17 protein-coding genes, 1 tRNA gene and 2 rRNA genes are annotated in these 18,578 nt (G+C 43.8%); 13 read left to right on the top strand and 7 right to left on the bottom strand.

Going from position 1 to position 18,578, the window contains the following annotated elements:
• Positions 1 to 48 precede the first annotated feature (48 nt).
• From L4C54_RS22615 to L4C54_RS22575, 9 genes are all read left to right on the top strand, one after another.
• On the top strand, positions 49 to 684 hold the full coding sequence (locus tag L4C54_RS22615; protein ID WP_428809887.1) for a 3'-5' exonuclease: 636 nt from the start codon (positions 49 to 51) through the stop codon (positions 682 to 684).
• Positions 685 to 887: 203 nt separating this feature from the next.
• Positions 888 to 2,837, top strand: coding sequence for an acetate--CoA ligase (gene acs, locus L4C54_RS22610; RefSeq protein WP_428809886.1), 1,950 nt, complete (start codon positions 888 to 890; stop codon positions 2,835 to 2,837).
• A gap of 357 nt (positions 2,838 to 3,194) precedes the next feature.
• Entirely contained in the window at positions 3,195 to 3,644 is a 450-nt protein-coding gene (aroQ, locus tag L4C54_RS22605; protein ID WP_428803933.1) for a type II 3-dehydroquinate dehydratase, read from the top strand.
• Positions 3,645 to 3,758: 114 nt separating this feature from the next.
• Positions 3,759 to 4,214: an acetyl-CoA carboxylase biotin carboxyl carrier protein gene (gene accB / locus L4C54_RS22600; protein ID WP_428809885.1), complete on the top strand. Its 456-nt coding sequence runs from the start codon at positions 3,759 to 3,761 to the stop codon at positions 4,212 to 4,214.
• Positions 4,215 to 4,229: 15 nt separating this feature from the next.
• Positions 4,230 to 5,573, top strand: coding sequence for an acetyl-CoA carboxylase biotin carboxylase subunit (gene accC, locus L4C54_RS22595; RefSeq protein WP_428803935.1), 1,344 nt, complete (start codon positions 4,230 to 4,232; stop codon positions 5,571 to 5,573).
• 145 nt (positions 5,574 to 5,718) lie between these two features.
• Positions 5,719 to 6,609 carry a 50S ribosomal protein L11 methyltransferase gene (gene prmA, locus L4C54_RS22590; RefSeq protein ID WP_428809884.1) on the top strand — a complete coding sequence of 297 codons (891 nt, stop codon included), beginning with the start codon at positions 5,719 to 5,721 and terminating at the stop codon, positions 6,607 to 6,609.
• 136 nt (positions 6,610 to 6,745) lie between these two features.
• Positions 6,746 to 7,714: a tRNA dihydrouridine synthase DusB gene (gene dusB, locus L4C54_RS22585; RefSeq protein WP_428809883.1), complete on the top strand. Its 969-nt coding sequence runs from the start codon at positions 6,746 to 6,748 to the stop codon at positions 7,712 to 7,714.
• 24 nt (positions 7,715 to 7,738) lie between these two features.
• Entirely contained in the window at positions 7,739 to 8,035 is a 297-nt protein-coding gene (gene fis / locus L4C54_RS22580) for a DNA-binding transcriptional regulator Fis (RefSeq protein ID WP_017035697.1), read from the top strand.
• A gap of 273 nt (positions 8,036 to 8,308) precedes the next feature.
• Positions 8,309 to 9,952, top strand: a complete 1,644-nt coding sequence (locus L4C54_RS22575; RefSeq protein WP_428809882.1) for a methyl-accepting chemotaxis protein — start codon at positions 8,309 to 8,311, stop codon at positions 9,950 to 9,952.
• Here L4C54_RS22575 and zntR read toward each other — a convergent pair.
• The gene (zntR, locus tag L4C54_RS22570) at positions 9,949 to 10,383 is read right to left on the bottom strand and encodes a Zn(2+)-responsive transcriptional regulator (RefSeq protein ID WP_428809881.1); all 435 of its coding nucleotides are present in this window, start codon (positions 10,381 to 10,383) and stop codon (positions 9,949 to 9,951) included. The genes L4C54_RS22575 and zntR overlap by 4 nt on opposite strands.
• A 327-nt stretch (positions 10,384 to 10,710) precedes the next feature.
• Between zntR and purH the strand changes: the two genes are divergently transcribed.
• Together purH and purD are read left to right on the top strand one after the other, a co-directional pair.
• Positions 10,711 to 12,321 (top strand): bifunctional phosphoribosylaminoimidazolecarboxamide formyltransferase/IMP cyclohydrolase, encoded by a 1,611-nt coding sequence (gene purH, locus L4C54_RS22565; protein ID WP_428809880.1) that lies wholly within the window; start codon positions 10,711 to 10,713, stop codon positions 12,319 to 12,321.
• A gap of 88 nt (positions 12,322 to 12,409) precedes the next feature.
• A complete protein-coding gene (purD, locus tag L4C54_RS22560; protein WP_428809879.1) occupies positions 12,410 to 13,702 on the top strand; it encodes a phosphoribosylamine--glycine ligase in 1,293 nt (430 codons plus the stop codon).
• 94 nt (positions 13,703 to 13,796) lie between these two features.
• On the opposite strand, the gene L4C54_RS22555 is transcribed toward purD, so the two are convergent.
• Together L4C54_RS22555 and hupA are read right to left on the bottom strand one after the other, a co-directional pair.
• Complete coding sequence (locus tag L4C54_RS22555) at positions 13,797 to 14,495, bottom strand: DUF1481 domain-containing protein (RefSeq protein ID WP_428809878.1); 699 nt, start codon at positions 14,493 to 14,495, stop codon at positions 13,797 to 13,799.
• A gap of 47 nt (positions 14,496 to 14,542) precedes the next feature.
• The gene (hupA, locus tag L4C54_RS22550) at positions 14,543 to 14,815 is read right to left on the bottom strand and encodes a nucleoid-associated protein HU-alpha (RefSeq protein WP_428803943.1); all 273 of its coding nucleotides are present in this window, start codon (positions 14,813 to 14,815) and stop codon (positions 14,543 to 14,545) included.
• 325 nt (positions 14,816 to 15,140) lie between these two features.
• Here hupA and L4C54_RS22545 point away from each other — a divergent pair, with 325 nt between their 5' ends.
• A complete protein-coding gene (locus tag L4C54_RS22545) occupies positions 15,141 to 16,196 on the top strand; it encodes a CNNM domain-containing protein (RefSeq protein WP_428809877.1) in 1,056 nt (351 codons plus the stop codon).
• A gap of 31 nt (positions 16,197 to 16,227) precedes the next feature.
• Here the strand turns inward: L4C54_RS22545 and L4C54_RS22540 are convergent, their stop codons facing one another.
• Positions 16,228 to 16,815 (bottom strand): YjaG family protein, encoded by a 588-nt coding sequence (locus L4C54_RS22540; RefSeq protein WP_428809876.1) that lies wholly within the window; start codon positions 16,813 to 16,815, stop codon positions 16,228 to 16,230.
• 73 nt (positions 16,816 to 16,888) lie between these two features.
• Between L4C54_RS22540 and L4C54_RS22535 the strand changes: the two genes are divergently transcribed.
• A complete protein-coding gene (locus tag L4C54_RS22535) occupies positions 16,889 to 17,815 on the top strand; it encodes a D-2-hydroxyacid dehydrogenase (RefSeq protein ID WP_428809875.1) in 927 nt (308 codons plus the stop codon).
• Positions 17,816 to 17,932: 117 nt separating this feature from the next.
• Here the strand turns inward: L4C54_RS22535 and L4C54_RS22530 are convergent.
• The 3 genes from L4C54_RS22530 to L4C54_RS22520 form a co-directional block, all read right to left on the bottom strand.
• Positions 17,933 to 18,009: transfer RNA gene (locus L4C54_RS22530), tRNA-Asp, on the bottom strand.
• Positions 18,010 to 18,076: 67 nt separating this feature from the next.
• A 5S ribosomal RNA gene (gene rrf / locus L4C54_RS22525) occupies positions 18,077 to 18,192 on the bottom strand.
• Positions 18,193 to 18,304: 112 nt separating this feature from the next.
• Positions 18,305 to 18,578, bottom strand: a 23S ribosomal RNA gene (locus L4C54_RS22520); the annotation flags it as partial.

Raw genomic sequence — 18,578 nt, 5'->3', positions numbered from 1 at the left:
ACCAACGTATTAAATATATTGAAAGCATAAAGGAGTGAGAGGTCTTAAATGAATTGGTTGATTCGTAAATACTGGCATTACAAATTAAAAGGATCGCCCTACCGGTCCCTATTCCGCTCGCCTCAAAAAGGGGAATTTGTGTCACTCGACTGCGAAACCACCAGCCTCGATCCTCACCGAGCTGAGCTTGTGACCATTGCTGCAACCAAAATCATTGATAATCGCATCATTACCAGCCAGCCATTCGAGGTGAGGCTTAGAGCTCCGCAATCACTGGACTCAGGTTCAGTCAAAATCCATAAGATTCGACATCAAGATTTGCTTGATGGTATCGGAGAAAAAGAAGCACTACTGCAACTGCTCAATTTCATTGGTAATCGCCCTTTAGTCGGTTATCACATTCGATATGATAAAAAGATCCTCGATATTGCTTGTCGTAAACAGCTAGGCTTTCCTCTGCCAAATCCACTTATTGAAGTAAGCCAGATTTATCATGATAAGCTTGAGCGCCATTTACCCAACGCCTATTTCGATCTCAGCTTAGAGGCTATCTGCAAGCATTTAGATCTTCCAATACAAGGCAAGCATGACGCTCTGCAAGACGCTATTTCTGCTGCTCTGGTCTTTGTTCGGCTAACAAAAGGTGATCTACCTTCGTTCACTTCCCCATATCATCAACGTTAATCTCTCGACTGACATCTCAATTTATCAACTTAAGTCGTTATCAAATAAGATAAAACCCTTCTCTCATCCTAAAGTCTAATTGTGAAAATGAGCAAGGTGGCGGAAAGTGATAGGCATACAAACTTTCCAACCTAGCTCAACTATTCAATAACAAAGTGGAAATTTGTCCTGCTCACAACATCATAGGCGCAAGGAGAGAAGCAATGAGTGAAGCCCATATTTATCCGGTAAAAGAACACATTAAAGCAACGACTCACGCGGATAATGACACTTACCTAGCCATGTACCAACAATCGGTCTCTAACCCTGAAGGGTTCTGGGCGGAACATGGAAAAATCGTTGATTGGATCAAACCATTCACTCAAGTTAAAAGCACTTCATTTGATACTGGCCATGTTGATATTCGCTGGTTTGAAGACGGTACACTTAACGTTTCTGCAAACTGTATTGACCGCCACCTCGCTGACCGCGGTGATGAAGTGGCTATCATTTGGGAAGGCGACGACCCTGCCGATGATAAAACACTGACCTTCAATGAGCTGCACAAAGAAGTGTGCTTATTCTCTAACGCTTTAAAAGAGCAAGGCGTTCGTAAAGGCGATGTGGTTTGTCTTTACATGCCGATGGTACCTGAAGCTGCTGTCGCGATGCTCGCTTGTACCCGTATTGGCGCCGTACACACAGTTGTATTTGGTGGGTTCTCTCCAGAAGCACTATCAGGTCGTATCATCGATTCAGATTCAAAAATTGTCATCACAGCCGATGAAGGCGTTCGTGGTGGTCGCGCTGTTCCACTTAAGAAAAATGTCGATGAAGCGCTAACAAACCCTGAAGTTAAAAACATTGAAAAAGTCATCGTATTCAAACGTACCGGTGGCGATATTGAATGGCACGACCATCGTGACGTTTGGTGGCACGAAGCAACGGCAACCGTGTCTGCAGATTGCCCACCAGAAGAGATGAAAGCAGAAGACCCACTATTTATTCTCTACACCTCGGGGTCAACAGGTAAACCAAAAGGCGTATTGCACACAACTGGCGGCTACCTTGTCTACGCAACCATGACCTTCAAATACGTCTTTGATTATCAACAAGGCGAAACCTTCTGGTGTACGGCTGATGTGGGTTGGATCACTGGTCATACTTACCTTATCTATGGTCCTCTGGCAAACGGCGCGAAAACGATCTTGTTTGAAGGCGTGCCTAATTATCCAAACACAAGCCGTATGAGTGAAGTGGTTGATAAGCACCAAGTCAATATTCTTTATACTGCACCTACCGCAATTCGTGCTCTTATGGCGAAAGGCACAGAAGCGGTTGATGGTACATCACGTTCGAGCCTTCGCATTATGGGCTCTGTTGGTGAACCTATTAACCCAGAAGCGTGGGAGTGGTACTACAAAACCATTGGTAATGAGAAATCGCCTATCGTTGATACTTGGTGGCAAACTGAGACTGGCGGTATTTTGATAGCACCTCTACCAGGAGCAACCGATCTAAAACCGGGGTCAGCTACTCGTCCATTCTTTGGTGTTCAACCCGCACTTGTCGACAACATGGGTAATATCATTGAAGGTGCTGCCGAAGGTAACCTAGTCATCCTTGATTCTTGGCCAGGCCAAATGCGAACCGTTTATGGTGACCACGATCGCTTTGAACAAACCTACTTCTCTACCTTCAAAGGCATGTACTTCACAAGTGATGGTGCCCGCCGTGATGAAGATGGCTATTACTGGATCACAGGCCGTGTTGATGACGTACTGAACGTATCAGGGCACCGCATGGGGACAGCCGAAGTTGAATCAGCACTCGTTGCGCACAGTAAGATTGCAGAAGCGGCTATCGTAGGGATTCCTCACGATATTAAAGGCCAAGCAATCTACGCTTACATCACATTAAATGATGGTGAGTTCCCGTCAGCTGAGCTTCATAAAGAAGTCAAAGACTGGGTACGTAAAGAGATTGGCCCAATTGCAACGCCAGATGTGCTCCACTGGACAGACTCTCTACCAAAAACGCGTTCAGGTAAGATCATGCGTCGTATCCTACGTAAGATTGCCACTGGAGATACCAGCAATTTGGGTGATACTTCAACGCTCGCAGACCCAAGTGTTGTTGACAAGCTAATCGCTGAAAAAGCCGAGCTTGCTTAAAGTCGATACACAGTCTCTTTAGTTGCATAAATTAACGAGATTGCAGTAAGCAAAACAATACGTTTAAAACATCTAACTGATAAAGCCGTCACTCCTGTGGCGGTTTTTTTATGCGTATAACCTCAAAATTTGACCATAGATAGAGAGTGGTTATCGCCATTTTTGTTAACTCGGTTACAGAATTAGTCGTTACAACTAGGTGATAAGACCAGTAAATTGCTGCGATTTGCGCTGAATTCGCTATAATCTTGGTCTAATTTCAAAGAACCGTGATTTTTTGACATAAATCTCATGCTGATTCTCTGATAATATGGGAACATTAAGATTCGTCACACGATATAGGAAGATGGCAACACAATGACTGCAAAATCACGCATTCTAGTCCTAAACGGTCCAAATATTAATCTTTTGGGGTTACGAGAGCCAGCACATTACGGTTCTCAAACGCTAGCTCAGATCATTGACACCTTAACTCAACAAGCATCTGATGCTCAGGTTGAGTTACAACATCTACAGTCGAATCGAGAGTACGAGCTGCTCGAAACCATTCATAATGCCTTTGGTAAAGTGGATTTTATTATTATAAATCCCGCAGCTTTTACGCACACCAGTGTTGCATTACGCGATGCTCTCCTCGGTGTCGCTATCCCATTTATTGAAGTGCATTTATCAAACGTTCATGCACGTGAACCTTTCCGTCACCACTCTTACCTTTCAGATAAAGCTGAAGGCGTCATCTGTGGTTTAGGCGCGCAAGGTTATGAATTCGCTTTGACGGCTGCGATTAAGCATTTGCAAGCTAAGTAATTAGCAACCGAAATAACTAATTAGCCGTGAAAGTAACGTAATTACTTTTAAAGTAAACGAACACTCTACAGCTCTATGGGAGCTGTCTTATTCACAAGATAAAGAGAAAGAAAAATGGATATTCGCAAAATCAAAAAGCTTATTGAGTTAGTTGAAGAATCTGGCATTGCTGAGCTAGAGATCTCTGAAGGTGAAGAGTCAGTACGAATCAGTCGTAACCACACTGGCGCACCAGCTCCAGTTCAATACGCAGCAGCGCCAATGGCCGCTCCTGTAGCTGCACCTGTTGCCGCTCCTGTAGCCGCTGCAACTGAAGCTGCGCCAGAAGTTGTATCTGGTCACCAAGTTCTTTCTCCAATGGTTGGTACTTTCTACGGCGCTCCAAGCCCTGATGCAAAACCATTCGTTAAAGTGGGTCAACAAGTTAATGCTGGCGATACAATCTGTATCGTTGAAGCAATGAAAATGATGAACCAAATTGAAGCTGATAAATCTGGTGTTGTTACTGCAATTCTAGTTGAAGATGGCCAACCGGTTGAGTTCGACCAAGCACTTGTTGTTATCGAATAATAGAGGCAGTCTCTCATGTTAGATAAATTAGTCATCGCGAACCGAGGTGAAATTGCACTTCGTATCCTTCGCGCATGTAAAGAGTTAGGTATTAAGACAGTTGCTGTTCACTCAACAGCTGACCGCGATCTAAAACACGTACTACTTGCAGACGAAACGGTATGTATCGGTCCTGCGCGCGGTATCGATAGCTACCTAAATATCCCTCGCATTATTTCTGCAGCAGAAGTCACCGGTGCGGTTGCTATCCACCCTGGCTACGGCTTCTTATCAGAGAATGCTGATTTCGCTGAGCAAGTTGAGCGCAGTGGATTCATCTTTGTTGGCCCTAAAGCGGAAACTATCCGTATCATGGGTGACAAAGTGTCTGCGATCACTTCAATGAAGAAAGCAGGCGTTCCTTGTGTACCTGGCTCTGATGGCCCACTTGATGACGATGATGCTAAGAATAAAGCTCACGCTAAACGTATTGGCTTCCCAGTAATCATCAAAGCCTCTGGTGGCGGTGGTGGCCGCGGTATGCGTGTTGTTCGCAGCGAAGCTGATCTTGTTGAAGCGATTGCTATGACTCGTGCTGAAGCAAAAGCATGTTTCAACAATGACGTGGTTTACATGGAAAAATTCCTAGAAAACCCTCGTCACGTTGAAGTTCAGATCATTGCTGATGGTCAAGGTGGCGCAATTCACCTTGGTGAGCGTGACTGTTCAATGCAACGTCGTCACCAAAAAGTGGTTGAGGAAGCTCCGGCTCCGGGTATCACTGAAGAGATGCGTAAATACATCGGTGAACGTTGTACACGCGCTTGTCTTGAAATTGGCTATCGCGGTGCAGGTACGTTTGAATTCCTATACGAAAATGGCGAATTCTACTTCATCGAAATGAACACTCGTATTCAAGTAGAGCACCCAGTAACGGAAATGGTAACTGGTGTTGATCTTATCAAAGAGCAACTTCGTGTTGCTGCCGGTCAACCTCTGTCATTCACGCAAGACGACATTAGACTAAGCGGCCACGCTATTGAATGTCGTATCAATGCTGAAGATCCAGAGCGTTTCCTACCGTCTCCAGGTAAGATCACTCGTTTCCATGCTCCTGGTGGCATGGGTGTTCGTTGGGAATCTCACATCTACACAGGTTACACAGTACCGCCTCATTACGACTCAATGATTGGTAAACTGATCACCTTTGGTGAAAACCGCGATGTTGCTATTGCTCGCATGAAAAATGCATTGAGTGAAATGATCATCGAAGGCATCAAAGTGAACGTAACACTGCAAGAATCAATCATGAACGACGAGAACTTCCAACACGGTGGCGCTAACATCCACTACCTTGAGAAGAAACTTGGTCTTCAATAAGATTGAACACTAAGCGGGGTCATTTAGCCTCAGCACAGTCAAAATGCTCACTTCGGTGAGCATTTTTGTTTATGGCTATAAAATCGTCAGATATCTGCTAAACTCAGCGCCATTCCTATCTTCAAACATAGTAAGAGTACAACTCATGCCTTGGATTCAAATCAAACTCAATGCCACTAAAGACAATGCTGAAACGATTAGCGACATGCTAATGGAAGCTGCTGGCGCACTATCGGTGACGTTTTTAGATGCTCGCGACACACCTATTTTTGAGCCGCTCCCCGGTGAAACACGCCTTTGGGGTGACATTGATGTTCTTGCACTCTTTGATGCTGAAGCTGATACACAGTTTGTCCTAGAGCAAATTAAGCTTAGCAACTTGCTTGACGCTAACTTTGCTTACAAAATTGAACAGCTGGAAGATAAAGATTGGGAACGTGAGTGGATGGATAACTTTCACCCAATGAAGTTTGGCGAACGACTATGGATTTGCCCAAGCTGGCGTGAAGTTCCAGAGCCTGATGCCATCAATGTCATGCTCGACCCTGGCCTTGCCTTTGGTACTGGCACTCACCCAACGACGGCTTTATGTCTAGAGTGGTTGGAAGGGATCGATCTTACGGATAAAACAGTGATCGATTTTGGTTGTGGTTCAGGCATCTTAGCGATTGCAGCTATCAAACTTGGCGCTAAAAAAGTTGTCGGTATTGATATCGATCCTCAAGCTTTACTTGCCTCAAAAGACAACGCCCAGCGTAATGGCGTTGTTGACCAATTAGAAGTCTACTTGCCGCAAGACCAACCTGAAGGGCTTCTCGCTGATGTCTTGGTTGCCAACATTCTAGCAGCACCACTACGTGAGCTATCGCCTATCATTAAAGGCCTAGTAAAACCGTCAGGTATGCTCGCTATGTCTGGTGTTTTAGACACTCAAGCAGAGGATGTCGCGACCTATTACCGTGATGAATTCAACATTGACCCAATCAAAGAGATTGATGAATGGTGTCGCGTATCGGGTTCTAAACAGGCTGAATAAGACTTTTTGGGCTTAATTGTCTGAATTTCATGCATTTTGCATAAACAAATTGTAAATGCTCAAATATTAGTCTTTTCACGCAGCGAAAAAATGCGTAAAATGCGCGCCCTTACTGCTGTAATACTGTGAAGACGTTTTGAAAATAGGAAATCATCAACTTAAGAACAATCTTATCGTCGCTCCTATGGCTGGAGTTACTGATAGACCGTTTCGAGAGTTATGCCTTCGCTATGGTGCGGGAATGGCGGTCAGTGAAATGATGTCCTCTAACCCGAAACTATGGAAAACGTCCAAATCAATGCAACGCATGGTACATGAGGGCGAATCGGGCATTCGTTCAGTACAGATTGCGGGCGCTGATCCACAACTTATGGCGGAAGCTGCACAATTTAATGTTGAGAACGGTGCGCAAATCATCGATATCAACATGGGTTGTCCAGCTAAAAAAGTGAATAAGAAGCTAGCCGGATCTGCTTTACTACAGCACCCTGAACTCATCAAAGAGATTCTAACCGCAGTAGTGAACGCAGTAGATGTTCCTGTAACACTAAAGACCCGTACTGGCTGGGATACAGAGAGTCGCAACTGTGTCCAAATCGCTAAATTAGCCGAAGACTGCGGCATACAAGCAATAGCACTCCATGGGAGAACTCGCGCTTGTATGTACAAAGGTGAGGCCGAATATGAACACATTAAAGCGGCAAAACAAGCTATCTCGATTCCGGTTATTGCTAACGGCGATATCGATAGTCCAGAAAAAGCTAAGTTTGTACTGGAGTACACCGGTGCCGACGCTTTAATGATTGGTCGTCCCGCCCAGGGTCGCCCATGGATTTTTCAGGAAATCCTACACTATTTGGAAAACGGTACCACAATGCCTGAGCTTCCTTTCGAGGTAGTGAAAGGCATACTGCTTGGCCATGTAGATGCTCTCCATGATTTTTATGGTGAGTTTTTAGGCCCTCGTATTGCTCGTAAGCATGTCGGGTGGTATCTAAAAGAGCATGAACAAGCAAGTGAGTTTCGCCGTACCTTTAATGCTATCGATGCTGCCTCGCAGCAACTTGAAGCATTGGAAGGTTATTTTGATAACGTTGCATCATAATTAATGAGAAGAGCTAGACCGAATATGTTCGAACAAAATATAACTTCAGAAGCTTTAACAGTTACTACCGTTACTTCACAAGATCAGATCGCGCAAAAACCACTGCGTGATTCAGTTAAAGCATCTCTTAAAAACTATCTTGCTCAATTAAATGGCCAAGAAGTCACTGAACTATATGAGTTAGTGCTAGCTGAAGTTGAACAGCCATTACTCGACACCATCATGCAGTACACGCGTGGTAACCAAACTCGCGCAGCAACTATGATGGGTATCAACCGCGGTACTCTTCGCAAGAAACTAAAAAAATACGGCATGAACTAGAAAGTTAGTCGCTATTATATTTCAAGACCGCACATATTAATGTGCGGTTTTTTTATATCTACACATTCTCATCACGCTAGCACACCATGCTCTAATGCATTGAAATCACACGCTAAGCAACCAGGTTTATTTCTCACTGCAACTTACCCCCTTGATTAAATTATCAATACAGCTACCAAACCCTTCTTTCCTCCACTACATTTATGAATAGATAAAATAACAATAATAGTCAGCGGCTAGCCAAAGAATTAAACGTACCTAATGGAGTGTACTATGAACATTTTTGGCCTAAGAACTCTGACGATTCAAAAACGTCTGATCCTACTCACTACGCTCGTGACTATTGCGCTCCTAATCCCACTAGGTTACGTCCTTAATCAATATCAAAATGACCTTATGGAAGCTAAAAAGCTAAAAACTCGTCATCTTGTTGAGTCTACGCATAGCTTAATTAGTCACTTCCACCAACAACAGCTTTCCGGTGCACTCTCCCAAGAAGATGCTCAAGAACAAGCTAAACGTGCTGTTGAAAAGTTAAGATATGAAAGTAAGGATTACTTCTGGATTAACGACATGCAGCCAGTCGTGGTTATGCACCCTATTAAACCATCACTCAATGGTAAGGATGTTTCCGGAGTCAAAGACCCTACTGGTAAACGGATCTTCATGGAGTTTATTAGTGTCGTTCGCTCTAACGGAGGCGGTGGCTATGTCGATTATATGTGGCCAAAACCCGGTTCAGACACTGATGTTGGGAAAATATCCTATATTAAACTCTTTAAACCTTGGGGCTGGATCGTTGGTACAGGAGTCTATGTAGACGATATAAAAGTCATCGTCTGGGAAAGAATTCAACATGTTCTAATTGCTCTAGTGTTCTCTTTGTCTCTAATGGTAGTTTTAGCTCTATGGATTGGCCGAAGTATCTCTGCACCTTGCCAAGAGACCCTCGATGCACTCAATGAAATTGCCAGTGGTGACGGGGATTTAACCAAGCAGTTAGCCGAAGATGGCAACGATGAGCTGTCTCAAATTGCTACGGCGTTCAATCAATTCACCAATAAAATCCGAACGATCGTACTCAACATGACACCTGTGAGTGAGAATATTACTAACGCGGCAGTCGATCTCAACAATGTCGCACAAGACAGTTCATCTAAAGCAAATCAACAGCACCAAGCCGTTGATACTGTTGCTTCAGCAATGAACGAGCTACATGCCAGTAATCAAGAGGTCGCCAATGCGGCTCAACATGCGGCGACGGCAGCTAAAGAAGCAAGCGACAAAGGCTCACAAGGCGCTGGCGTCATTGATCAAGCTAGTACTCAAATTGATTCACTTTCAGCACTGTTGAGTCAGACAGAAACAAACACCAATCAACTAGCTCAAGATTCTCAGGAAGTAGGTACAGTACTCGATGTTATTCGAGGCATCGCTGAACAAACCAATCTATTGGCATTAAATGCCGCCATAGAGGCTGCCAGAGCAGGTGAACAAGGACGAGGGTTCGCTGTCGTTGCTGATGAAGTTCGAACACTCGCAACTCGTACTCAAGCAAGTACAGACGAGATAGAACAGATTGTGTCTACCTTACAAGGCAGAGCAAAAGAAGTGTCTGAATCGATGGCTCAGACTCAAGTGCAATCTTCACAAACTCAAGAGCAAGCCGTCCTTGCAAAAGACGCATTAAGCGCCATTGAAGAACAGGTGAATATCATCTTAGGGCTAAATGAGCAGATAGCAGAAGCGAGTTCTCAGCAGACTCTAGCAACCGATGAGATAAGCCAGAATCTTACTAGCATTGCAGATCATAGTATTCAAACCACATCGCAAGCAGAACAAGTTGCGCAGGCAAGTAATAACATGATGGAAAGTGGTCAACAACTGCAAGTTAATCTAGGGCTATTTAAGGTCTAATCCTCTGCGGAGCATGATGTCTTAACGATGTCATATTCAAGAGAGGCTAAAATAGAGCAGTGCGTCGCTTTGTCATCAGTATGACCACAACAAGCGTCATTGATCTTTTTAAGTGCAGAACGAATACGAGTGAGCTCATTGATTTTGTCATCAATGAGCTCTAATTTTGACGATGTAATCGATTTAACCTCAGCACAACTGTGCTCCGTTGGCTCCAGCTTTATCTCCAATAGCTCTTTAATCTCATCTAAGCTAAGTCCAAGCTCCTTCGCTTTGATAATAAAACTCACCTGACGCTGGTTCGCTTCGCTATATAAACGATAACCTGACTCGCTTCGTCCTGCTGGTTTAATTAATTTATTTTTCTCATAAAAACGCAGCGTGTCTGTGCTTACTTGACACTTTTTAGCCAGTTCACCAATCTGAAACATAACATTCCTCATTAACCATCTTGTTACTTATTTGGTTCATTTTCGTCGATTTTACAATTATTTTTGCGATGCCAAACGATTGCGCAAGCTTTATTGTAATAAATTAGTTAGAATGTGCGCCATCAAATCTAGAGTCTATTAGCGCATAATACACCTAAAGGTCTTTACCAAAGCTAACCAACATTCTAATCCGCGCATGAGCATTTAACCTCATCCATTGTTACATTGCCAATTAGGGCTTGTTTACAATGACATCGGATTAATAGTGGTTTATTTTGGCAAATATCTTTACTACTTTAACTCCGTGAATTTGAGGAAGATGGAAGCATGAATAACGCTCGCCCTATTCGTCGCGCTCTTATCAGCGTGTCAGACAAAACTGGTATTGTAGAGTTTGCACAAGCTCTAAGTGACCGTGGTGTCGATATCCTTTCTACTGGTGGCACTGCACGCCTTCTAGCTGAAAAAGGTATCTCTGTAACTGAAGTTTCTGACTACACTGGTTTTCCAGAAATGATGGACGGTCGTGTAAAAACGCTTCATCCAAAAGTTCACGGTGGTGTTTTAGGCCGTCGTGGTCAAGATGACGACATCATGGCCACTCACGGTATCAACCCTATCGATATGGTTGTCGTTAACCTATACCCATTTGCAGAAACTGTGGCTAAAGAAGGCTGTACGCTTGCTGATGCTGTTGAGAACATCGATATCGGTGGTCCAACTATGGTTCGCTCTGCGGCTAAAAACCACAAAGACGTAGCTATAGTTGTTAACGCACATGACTACGATCGCGTTGTTGCAGAAATGGATTCAAACAAGAAATCTCTAACGCTAGAAACTCGTTTCGACTTAGCTATTGCAGCATTTGAGCACACCGCTTCTTACGACGGTATGATTGCTAACTATTTCGGTACTATGGTTCCATCTTACGGTGCCTCTTTGCTTGATGAAGAAGGAAAGAAGGCTGATGCAGAGTCTAAATTCCCTCGTACATTCAACCAACAATTCGAGAAGAAACAAGACATGCGCTACGGTGAGAACAGCCACCAAGCAGCCGCTTTCTACGTAGAAGCAAACCCTGAAGAAGCATCTGTATCAACAGCTACTCAAATTCAAGGTAAAGCACTGTCTTACAACAACATCGCGGACACTGACGCTGCACTAGAGTGTGTGAAAGAGTTCGACGAGCCAGCATGTGTCATCGTTAAGCACGCAAACCCTTGTGGTGTTGCGCTAGGTAAAGACATCCTAGAAGCTTACGACCGAGCTTTCAAAACTGACCCAACATCAGCATTTGGCGGCATCATCGCATTTAATCGTGAATTAGATGCAGCAACAGCGACAGCAATCACTGAACGTCAATTCGTTGAAGTTATCATTGCACCTTCTGTTTCTGCTGAAGCGGTAGAAATCGTAGCAGCTAAGAAAAACCTTCGTCTACTTGAGTGTGGCGAATGGGCAGCGAAAACAACAGGCTTTGATGTTAAGCGTGTTAATGGCGGCCTACTTGTTCAAGATCGTGACCAAGGTATGGTTGAAGCGTCTGACCTTAAAGTGGTATCAAAACGTCAACCAACAGAAGAAGAGCTAAAAGATGCACTATTCTGCTGGAAGGTTGCTAAATACGTTAAGTCTAATGCCATTGTTTACTCAAAAGGCGATATGACTATCGGCGTCGGCGCTGGCCAAATGAGCCGCGTTTACTCTGCTAAAATTGCCGGTATTAAAGCTGCTGATGAAGGTCTTGTGGTTGAAGGTTGTGCGATGGCATCTGATGCTTTCTTCCCTTTCCGCGATGGTATTGATGCAGCAGCTGAAGCTGGCATTAAGTGTGTTATCCAACCTGGCGGCTCTATGCGTGATGACGAAGTTATCGCTGCAGCAGATGAGCACGGCATGGCGATGATCTTCACTGGCATGCGTCACTTCCGTCACTAATTATTAGAGTTAACTTCTAAACAGTAGACGAATATCAAGCCTCTCATTATGAGGGGCTTTTGAGAATTTAGAACTTAAGGAATAGAACATGAACGTATTAATCATTGGTGCTGGCGGTCGTGAACACGCACTTGGTTGGAAAGCTGCACAAAACCCAGATGTTGAAACAGTATTCGTAGCGCCTGGTAATGCAGGTACGGCACTTGAGCCGAAACTTGAGAATGTAAGCATTGGTGTGGAAGATATTCCTGCACTGGTAGCCTTTGCTAAAGAGAAAGCAATTGAGCTAACGATTGTTGGCCCAGAAGCCCCCCTTGTGATTGGTGTTGTTGATGCATTCCGCGAAGCGGGTCTGCCAATATTTGGTCCTACTCAGGCGGCTGCTCAACTAGAAGGCTCTAAAGCATTCACTAAAGATTTCCTAGCTCGTCATGACATCCCGACGGGCTACTACGCTAACTTTACTGAGATTGAGCCTGCTCTAGCGTACGTTCGTGAGCAAGGTGCTCCAATCGTAGTTAAAGCTGATGGCCTAGCCGCAGGTAAAGGTGTCATCGTTGCAATGACATTGGAAGAAGCAGAAGACGCTATCAAAGACATGCTAGCAGGTAACGCCTTTGGTGAAGCGGGCAGCCGCGTTGTTATCGAAGAGTTCCTAGAAGGCGAAGAAGCAAGCTTCATTGTTATGGTTGATGGTTCAAGTGTTCTTCCAATGGCAACAAGCCAAGACCACAAACGTGTAGGCGATAAAGATACTGGCCCTAACACGGGTGGCATGGGCGCATACTCTCCTGCTCCAGTTGTTACACCTGAAATCCATAACCGTATTCTAGAGGAAGTTATCTACCCAACAGTACGTGGTATGGACGCAGAAGGCGCACCTTATACTGGCTTCCTGTACGCTGGCCTTATGATCGATGCAGATGGTACTCCGAAGGTTATCGAATATAACTGCCGCTTTGGTGACCCAGAAACACAGCCAATCATGATGCGTATGGAGTCAGACTTAGTAGAACTTTGTCTAGCTGCAGTTAATGAGAAGCTAGATGAAGCTGAATCTCACTGGGATCCACGCGCATCAATCGGTGTTGTATTAGCAGCTGGCGGCTACCCTGCCGATTATGCAAAGGGAGATGTTATTACTCTTTCAACAGATAATGTTGAAGGGCAAAAAATCTTCCACGCTGGTACAGCAAATAATGAAGCTGGCGACGTTGTGACAAACGGTGGACGAGTATTGTGTGCAACAGCACTAGGTAACACCGTTTCTGAAGCTCAAGAGCGTGCGTACGCCCTAACTAAGCAAGTGAGCTGGAATGGTATGTTCCACCGCAATGACATCGGTTACCGTGCTATAGCTCGTGAAAATGAAGCTAAATAATTAGCTGATTACTGGCTAAGCAAAAGCTTGGCCTTTAATTACAACAAAGGCGCTATTATTAGCGCCTTTGCTTTATTCTGGTTGCTTCGAACGATTAATTAGATTCGATTAAATTTGGCCGTTCAATACAGTCGTGACTGTCGGTATCGAGCATTAATAGCTCTTCAATGATGACTTTATTTGACCGAGTCTTACCGAGTACTGCTACATAGCTATCGAGGCTTGCTAATCGATTTACAACAAAGCTTGGTAACGAGTGATTAAACTCAATCCCATCATAAGTTTGTCCATTGCAGCTTTCGAAGGTTGAACCATCCCAATAGCCTTGGATCAGATCAATGCCTTCTCGACCAAACTCTTTCGTAACATCAGCCACTGTTTTCGCTTCGTTTTGATAGCGCTGAAGTTGCTCTTCATTAATTGGTAGAACTTTATCGTCAATTCGGTACTGCTGATAAACAGCTTCACCTTTAACATTGAACCGAACGTGGATACGATACGGTACTAAACCAACATCTTGGCGTATTTGTTCACCCTCACGAATTAGCTCTCGAACTTCACCATCACTCCAGCGGTAATCTGTTTTATACCAGCCATAATCCCCGGCAAAAACATAATCACCTGCAGTATAAGACTGACTGAGTCTCTCTGTGTACCAATAGAACGTAGTAGCATCGCCCATTGATTGGCCGCCACTATAATGAGAGAACTGGTCTAAGTTAGGAGTTGGCACGGATGACGAACACCCGATTAAGGCAGAGCAAATTAGTGAGGATAAAAGAAGTTTTTTCATAAATAGAAAATCACGCCGAGATAAAGACTACCTCGGCGTATTATAAATTATTTCACTGAATCTTTCAGTGCTTTACCAGCAACAAATGCAGGAACATTTGCAGCAGCGATTTGAATCTCAGCACCAGTCTTTGGGTTACGACCTGTACGAGCTGCACGGTGATTAACTTTGAACGTACCAAAACCAATTAGTTGAACTTGGTCACCCTCTTTAAGAGCCTCTGTTACGCTACCAAGTGTTGCTTCTAGAGCAGCTTTAGCTTGTGCTTTTGATAGATCTGCTTTTTCAGCAATAAAGTCGATTAATTGGGTCTTGTTCATTAGGTTTCCCTTCTCATAGGTTATCGAATTCAACTCACTCTAATGCATAAAGCCCCCGTCTGGCAAAGGTTTGTCGGTGTTCTTTGGCTTTCCTGACGTACTTTTAACCGCATAATGAGCAATAACTCACAATTTGGACGTGTTTGATTACTTTGTGACTATTAAGATTGACCTTCCATTGACAGAATTCATCTTTCTAAATAGGTGTCTAAAGAGAAAGTTTACTTAAGGTAATGAAAAATAATAGAAGGATATAGCGTTAGTATGTGAACCATTTATACAGTTAAACTGTCGTAGTATTGCATTATTCACCTATAGGAAAACCATGCTTTTACTTTTCACTTACGTTACTGTTGCTATCGGTATTTCGTTTATCTGTTCGGTCTTAGAGGCCGTACTGTTAAGTCTTACACCCAGTTATATTGCTCAGTTAAAGCAATCAGGGCATCCATCAGCACCAGCACTAAGTAAATTAAAACAAAATATCGATAGACCACTTGCTTCAATTTTGACTTTAAATACCATCGCACACACAATTGGTGCAGCTACGGCCGGCGCTCAAGCAGCTGCCGTATTTGGTAGTCAATGGTTAGGCGTTTTCTCCGCCATACTAACACTTGGGATTCTGGTGCTATCTGAGATAGTTCCTAAAACAATTGGGGCCACTTACTGGCGACAACTCGCTCCATTATCAGCCGTTATTTTATATTGGATGGTGTGGGCATTAACCCCTTTCGTCTGGTTTTCCGAACAGATTACTAAACGCCTATCAAGAGGCTATCAAGAGCCAAAAGTAAGGGATGAACTTACGGCTATGGCGACCCTAGCAAAAGAGAGCGGAGAGTTTGCTGAGGGCGAATCAAAGATACTCTATAACTTGTTAAACATAACAAACATACCAATCACTCAGATAATGACCCCACGCCCAGTAGTATTTCGTGAAAGTGCTGAGCTAACTATTGACGATTTCTTATCTAAACATCCAGATACCCCATTTTCTCGCCCTTTGGTGTACAGCGAGTCTAAGGATAACGTTATTGGCTTTGTGCATCGTCTAGACCTCTTTAAGCAACAGCAGATTGGAGCGGGAGACAAACGACTAGGAGCAATCAGCCGCCCTATTCACGTTATTCTGAGCACTCAAACGTTGCCTATAGCGTTCGATCAGATGATGTCATTACGGATTCAACTAGCAATGATTGTCGACGAGTATGGCACTATTCAAGGCATAGTGACGCTGGAAGATATTTTTGAACATTTAATTGGCGAGGAAATTGTCGATGAAGCGGATCACGCCGTCGACATGCAGCAACTGGCATTTGAACGTTGGGAAATATGGAAAAAACAACACGGGGTAATAGACAGTAAAAAAGATGAATAGAATGAGTGGGAGCAAGGCTCCCACTATCACACTAAAGTGAAATACCGATATTACTGATCGCGTCATCTTTCAACTCTTGACGCAGATCTTTAATTAAATCAATATCACGAGCTTCCGCTTCTCTCAATGGTCTAAATATCGCCCACTGAACATCCCACTCAGAACAGACTGCTTCGTTCTCTTTTTGATTTTCATTAGTAATTTCAACTTGAGTTTGTGCTTCTTCAAGCTGAGCTACTGTCACTACCGAAACCTGACTTAATTTTTGCATGTTATCGTAAAGATCATCACGGTCCAACAAGCCGTGCAATAACGTCGACAATCCAATACACGCATCAATGGCCGGATAGACACCATAGAAGTCAAAGTCTTCCGAGCTTGGAATGATCTCTTCAAGCTTCTCAAGTTGACGCTCGAAATTGATTTTTGCGCTCTTAACAGTTAATAACTCCCAGACACTGTCGAGAATATCTCTGTAGATTCGGCTTTCTGCAAATTCTGTATTCTGACAAAATGTGGCATAGTTAGGGTACATACGCTCGCAAAGACAAGCCATAAATGTAATTTGTTGCCAAGGTTCGAACTTTTCAAGACGAACTTGTATTGGGTTCTGTAGCATGGTCACTCGTTATTGCAGAAGAAAAATACAACGAAAGTGTACTTGATTACTCTCTGGGAAAAAAGCAAAGCCGATGAAGAATTTGAATAATAGTCTCTATATAGACACAGAACACAACGCCACTTACCGAGAACTTATCGTCGATTTGAGTCTACCAGATCTGGAGATCGTAGATGATATTCAACTTGCCAATATTATCCTTGCTTCGCCGCCACAGATCGCGGCCAAACTGGATACACTTCCTGCACTTGAATGGATTCAATCTATTTACGCCGGTGTTGATGCCATTACATCTAAAGAGATAAAAACAGATTTTACACTGACCAATGTGAAAGGAATATTTGGCCAACAAATTTCAGAATACGTAATTGGCTATGCCCTACAGTACTTCAGACATTTCCCTCAATACAGCGCTCAGCAATCTCAACAGAATTGGCAACAAATTCCCTACGAGACAGTTAATAGTAAATGTATGTTGATTCTAGGAACTGGCTCTATAGGTAATCAAGTGGCCAATACAGCGAAAGCAATGGGAATGAAGGTTATTGGCTTAAATCGCAGTGGAATTCCTCCACACAACTCAAACTTCGATGATACTTACCATATTCAAGAGCTAGAACAATCACTTTCACGAGCAAACATCATTGTTAGCACATTGCCTAATACCGAAGAAACAAATTCTTTGCTAAACGAAAAGACACTAAGCCACTGTAATGGTGCGCTGTTATTCAACGTTGGAAGGGGGGCTACCATTTCAGAGCAAGGGCTACTGATGGCTATTGAAAATAAATCGATAAGCCACGCCTTCTTAGATGTGTTTATCAATGAACCTTTAGCTAAAGATCATGCTTTCTGGAAACATCCGTCAATTACGATCACACCTCATATCGCTGCACTTAGTTTTCCTGCGCAAGTGGTGGATATATTCAAAGAGAACTACTTAAATTTCCAAAGCGGGTTTAGATTAGAGTACGAAGTCTGCCTTGATAAGGGCTATTAACACTGCATAGAGTGATATATAAATAGGAAAACTCAGTGTTAAGTGAACTATTTAGTAATTCACTTTATTGCAGACGTAAAAAAGCCCGACTCTTTCGAATCGGGCTTTCTTAATAAGTGGCGGAGTGGACGGGACTCGAACCCGCGACCCCCGGCGTGACAGGCCGGTATTCTAACCAACTGAACTACCACTCCGCAGTGGCATACTTGCAAAGCAAGTGTCCATCTGTCTTTAGGTCTTGACCTAAAAACGATATTTAAAGCCTGGCGATGTCCTACTCTCACATGGGGAAACCCCACACTACCATCGGCGCTACTGCGTTTCACTTCTGAGTTCGGCATGGGATCAGGTGGGTCCGCAACGCTATGGTCGCCAAGCAAATTCTAAAATTCGGAAAACTGCTTTCTATTTAAAGAAAAAATAAAAGTTCTTAATACACATTCAAATATGTTCTTGCTTTGAGTCCAATCAAAACCCCTTGGGTGTTGTATGGTTAAGCCTCACGGGCAATTAGTACAGGTTAGCTCAATGCCTCACAGCACTTACACACCCTGCCTATCAACGTTCTAGTCTTGAACAACCCTTAAGGGCACTTAAAGTGCCAGGGAAGACTCATCTCAGGGCTCGCTTCGCGCTTAGATGCTTTCAGCGCTTATCGATTCCGAACTTAGCTACCGGGCAATGCCACTGGCGTGACAACCCGAACACCAGAGGTTCGTCCACTCCGGTCCTCTCGTACTAGGAGCAGCCCCCTTCAATCTTC

Source organism: Vibrio lamellibrachiae, assembly GCF_050337265.1.
Lineage (GTDB): Bacteria > Pseudomonadota > Gammaproteobacteria > Enterobacterales > Vibrionaceae > Vibrio > Vibrio kyushuensis.
The sequence above is the reverse complement of the archived record's forward strand: the minus strand, read 5'-3'. Positions and strand labels throughout refer to the sequence as shown.